This window comes from uncultured Gimesia sp. (assembly GCF_937919775.1).
Taxonomy (GTDB): Bacteria; Planctomycetota; Planctomycetia; order Planctomycetales; family Planctomycetaceae; genus Gimesia.
On record NZ_CALFPF010000190.1, the window covers coordinates 1 to 4,651 of the forward strand.

Annotated in this window: 3 protein-coding genes; 2 read left to right on the forward strand and 1 reads right to left on the reverse strand. The window is 50.3% G+C overall.

All coding sequences use genetic code 11. From position 1 onward, the window contains the following. Together Q0294_RS05050 and Q0294_RS05055 are read left to right on the forward strand one after the other, a co-directional pair. The coding region (locus Q0294_RS05050; protein WP_299461562.1) for a hybrid sensor histidine kinase/response regulator at window positions 1-1,557 on the forward strand (1,557 nt) is incomplete at its 5' end. 3 nt (window positions 1,558-1,560) lie between these two features. Next, window positions 1,561-3,219 carry a Glu/Leu/Phe/Val dehydrogenase dimerization domain-containing protein gene (locus Q0294_RS05055; protein ID WP_299461564.1) on the forward strand — a complete coding sequence of 553 codons (1,659 nt, stop codon included), beginning with the start codon at window positions 1,561-1,563 and terminating at the stop codon, window positions 3,217-3,219. 122 nt (window positions 3,220-3,341) lie between these two features. Here the strand turns inward: Q0294_RS05055 and Q0294_RS05060 are convergent. Continuing rightward, the coding region (locus tag Q0294_RS05060; RefSeq protein WP_299461566.1) for a hypothetical protein at window positions 3,342-4,651 on the reverse strand (1,310 nt) is incomplete at its 5' end.

The window sequence follows — 4,651 nt, forward strand, 5'->3', positions numbered from 1 at the left end:
GTCAGGGATACCGGCATCGGCATCGCTGAGGATAAACAACAGCGAATCTTTCAGGCATTTGAGCAAGTGGATGAGTCTATGACCCGCCGATTCAGTGGCACCGGTCTGGGACTGGCAATCGCTTCCCGTCTGGTTGAAATGATGGAGGGACGGATCTGGGTCTTAAGTGAAGTAGACAAGGGAAGCGAATTTCACTTTACCGCACACTTTGAATTAACACAGGAAGAAGTACCTGCGAATGAGCCACTCCTCAAGGTTGACCTGAATGGTCTGCGGGTTCTGATTGTTGATGACAATCTTACCAACTGTCGGATTCTCGAAGAAATGCTGGCAAGCTGGAATATGCAGACACAATCAATCAATCGCGGCAGTGATACTCTGGAAGTAATGCATGCAAACCAGTCAGCCGGTCAACCGTTTGATCTTGTGCTGGTTGATGCCAATATGCCTTTTATGGACGGTTTTTCAGTCGCGGCAGCGATCAAGCAGGATTCAAAACTGGGCAGCGCTGTGATTATGATGATTACGTCCAGCGATGGTCAGAATGAGCATGCCCGCTGCAAAGATCTGGGAATTGCCGCACATCTGATTAAACCTTTAAAGCAGTCCGAATTGTTTAACTCAATTGCAGAGACACTGGGCATGAGTGGGACTCCGCAAGATAAAGCCAGGTCAGCCACAGCCGAACTGGCCCGACAGATCCCTCCTCTCAAGATTCTGCTGGCAGAAGACAGTCTGGTAAATCAGAAGCTGGCGCTCGCATTGCTGGAGCCGCATGGCCATGAGATTTCTGTTGTTCTTAATGGCAGGGATGCCGTTGAACAGAGAAAATCCCGTCATTTTGATCTCATTCTCATGGATGTGCAGATGCCCGAAATGGACGGTCTGGAGGCGACCCGACTGATTCGAAAATACGAAGAAGAAACAGGCGAGCACGTCCCGATCATCGCCATGACGGCACACGCCATGAAGGGAGACCGCGAACGATGTCTGGAGGCAGGCATGGATGATTACGTCTCTAAACCGGTCCGTGTACGCGAACTGTTTCGGACGATTGAGGACTGTCTTCATCATGATTCAGCAGCAGAGCAGACTGACGAAAGTACAATTCAGAAAACACCTGCGATGCAACAGACCGCGCACGGTTCAGAGAGCAAAGCAGCAGAGGGGGAACCAATGCAACACGATCACGAAGGCACAAAGAGTATCATCAACTGGCAACAGGCTATGGAGAAATCAGAAATTTCTTCTGAAGCGCTGAGTGAACTAGGGCAGTTGTTTCTTACTGAAGCGCCGCGGTTACAGGCGGAAATCAGAGAAGCTCTGAAACAGAATGACGCGCAGTCCCTCAGGAGGGCTGCCCATACACTGAAAAGTTCTGCTGCTCTGTTTGAAGCACGTCCTGCAGCTGAAGCTGCGTTAAGATTAGAAATGCTGGGGAAAGAAAATAAAATGGATGAAGCCCGAGATGCATTTGAGAAGCTGGAACTGGAGTTCAACCGCTTGCTGCCAGCAGTCGCCGCCCACATTGATTCAACAACTATTGATAAGGAATAAACGATGAATTCTGTATCTGGAAACCCCGTAAAAGTGCTACTGATCGAAGACAACCCGATTCATGTAGGATTGGTGAAGACGCTTCTGGCTGAGTCAAAGTCACCAGTATTTCAACTCCAGCACGCGGGAACTCTGCAGGCGGGATTGAATCAGTTAAATGCGACATCGACCGATATTGTGCTACTGGATTTGACGCTTCCTGACAGTGAAGATCTGAATACATTTATCAAGGTACGTTCTTTTGCTCCTGCGATACCCATTGTGATCGTGACCGGTATGGATGATATCAAGCTGGCTGCCAAAGCGGTCGAAGCGGGAGCCCAGGACTATCTCGTCAAGACAAAGCTCAGTCGCAGTTCCTTGATTAGATCACTCAGGTATGCGATTGAACGCACGAAAGTTCGAGACGCGGAATGGGATTCTCCGATGTTTCGACTGGCGCAGCGGCAGTTCCTGAAGGCGGCTCAGTTCATGGGGCTGGATGATAATATCAGGCAGCGTCTTTTGTTCCCCCAGCGGACGCTGGTCGTGACACTCCCCTTCCGTCGAGATCACTATACTGAGGTGGAAACCGTCTTTGGATATCGAGTTCAGCATATTCTGACCATGGGACCCACTAAGGGGGGAATACGTTATCACCAGGATGTCAGCCTCGGAGAAGTTTCTGCTTTGGCAATGTGGATGAGCTGGAAATGTGCTCTGGTGCATCTCCCTTTCGGGGGCGCGAAAGGGGGCGTGCGCATTGATCCCACAGGGCTCACCAGCCATGAGCTGCAGCGCCTGACCCGGCGTTTTACGACAGAGATCAGTCCACTCATAGGTCCTGAAAAAGATATCCCGGCACCCGACATGGGAACCAATGAGCGGGTCATGGCCTGGATTATGGATACCTATAGTCAGGAGGTGGGTTACACCGTACCTGCGGTGGTTACCGGAAAACCAGTTGTGTTAGGGGGAGCCCGGGGAAGAAATGAAGCGACAGGCCGTGGCGTTGTTTATCTAATTCAGGAAGCTGCCAAACATCTCAAAATGAATCTGAGTGAGTGCACTGCCGTCGTTCAGGGATTTGGAAATGTGGGGAGTCACGCGACACAGTTTTTGAGTGATCTGGGAGTGAAAATCATTGGCGTGAGTGACGCTACGACCGGCATTTATAATCGTCACGGACTTTCAATGCCTTCGCTGCTGGAATATGTCAGTAAAAACCGCTTTCTGGAAGGTTATCCGGAAGGGGATCACATCAGTAATGCAGAACTGCTGGAACTCAAATGTGATATCCTGGTTCCCGCGGCTTTGCAGAATCAGATTACGGCGGAGAATGCCGATCGCATTCAGTGCAAACTGCTGGCGGAAGGAGCCAATGGTCCGACGACTCTTGAAGCGGATGAAGTGCTCAATGAAAAAGGAGTATTTATTCTGCCGGACATCCTGGCCAATGCCGGCGGGGTAACCGTGTCGTACTTTGAATGGGTCCAGGATACTCAGAACTATATGTGGACTCTGGAAGAGGTGAATCAGCGTCTGCAGAAAATTCTGCAGGATGCATTTCACCGCACTCTGAATCGGGCACAGGAAAATCAATTCGACATGCGAACGGCCGCTATGATCGAAGGCATCGAACGGGTGGCACAGGCTAAACTGGCACGGGGATTGTACCCATAAAAGAGGGCTATACAGTGTTGATGACAGAAGCCAAGACCATGCTGCAGGAGATCAATCGGTTCACCGACCAGACCGCGAAATCAGGGAAATAAACACAGGTTTCAATGTTCTCTCTCTGGAAGTTATTTCTTGAGTGTCACTGCAAATACTTCGGCGTTATTCAGATGCAGACGCAGCATGTATTTGCCGGGAGGCAGATCTTTGAGCGTCTGTTTTTTCCAGCTGACCTGATGCGCCAGTGAATCGCCTTTCAATATTTCTGAATCCGTTTTAGTAAAGCCCCGTATCCGGTAACCGTCTGCATTGAGGAGTTCGACCTGAATCTGACCTTCTGCCGCATTTCCATTGACTGTGATCTGCTGAATTTCCTCAAGGTCCAGTGGTTTCAGTGTGACCTGGCCGATATTTTCCAAAGGTTTTTTCAATGTTGATTGCGCACTCAATGCAACGGGGCGAATTCCCGCAAAGCGATCGAGGGGCAGCGTCGCCAGACCGACGCCGCTTTGCTGGCTCGCGTCTGTTAATTTGGATCCCCCGCCGATGGCACCGCTTGTGTAACCTCCATAATAGAAGTGAATCGAATCATTCAGAAATACTGGCGTCGCGTTGGTAAAAATTCCTCCGCTGGAAAATTCCTGTTGTGGAATGAATGACAGTTCGCGACAGGGACGCTCCCAGTGAATACCGTCGCGACTGATCATCAGCTCGATATGCATCAGATCGGCTTTGGCTCCCACTGTTTCACCACGGGCTCGCAGAATTTGGTTCAAGCAGAAGTAGCAGTTATTGTAAAAGAACACGGGCGAATTATGAAATTCGGTATTGGCGGCATCCTGATCATCGGGTGAGCAGACAATTTCGGGGACCGACCAGTTGAGAAAGTCTTTACTGCTGGAACGGGCCATCGCGTGTTTCCAGGCCAGTCCTCCATCCGGCCCATTCAACCAGCATTTTCCATAGACGGCGTACTCCTCGCGCTGCGGATCAAAGAATACATCTACAGCATCCGACATAGATATTGGAAGCAGCCAATTCTTCCGCATTAAGTTTTTTCGCTTGTCCCATTGTTCCCGGTAAGGATCTTCATCCACAAACAGAGGTTGCTGTGTTCGGCCGCCGTACGCAGTCCGGTTGAGGGGATTCTTCGGCGATTTCGACCAGTGAATACCATCCGGTGAAAATGCCGCATGCCAGCCAGGCCATTCCTGATTATTATCATCCGGTGAGAAATCGTAGTACAACATTTTATACCGTCGTGCAGGATCTGTTTCACCGGGTTCAATCAGAACCGAGTTGCAATAGCGGTCACCATGGCCACCCGATCCCAACAGCACGATGTTGGTCTCAGCAAAAGCACCCTCCCAGGGTTTACGATCCGTTTTGAAATCATGCAGCTTCAGCATTGGTTTGGTGAAGTGGACGCCATCTTTAG

Excerpts from the sequence above, each read along its gene's own strand:
- Q0294_RS05055 (WP_299461564.1), top strand. The coding sequence starts at position 1,561 with ATGAATTCTGTATCTGGAAACCCCGTAAAAGTGCTACTGATCGAAGAC.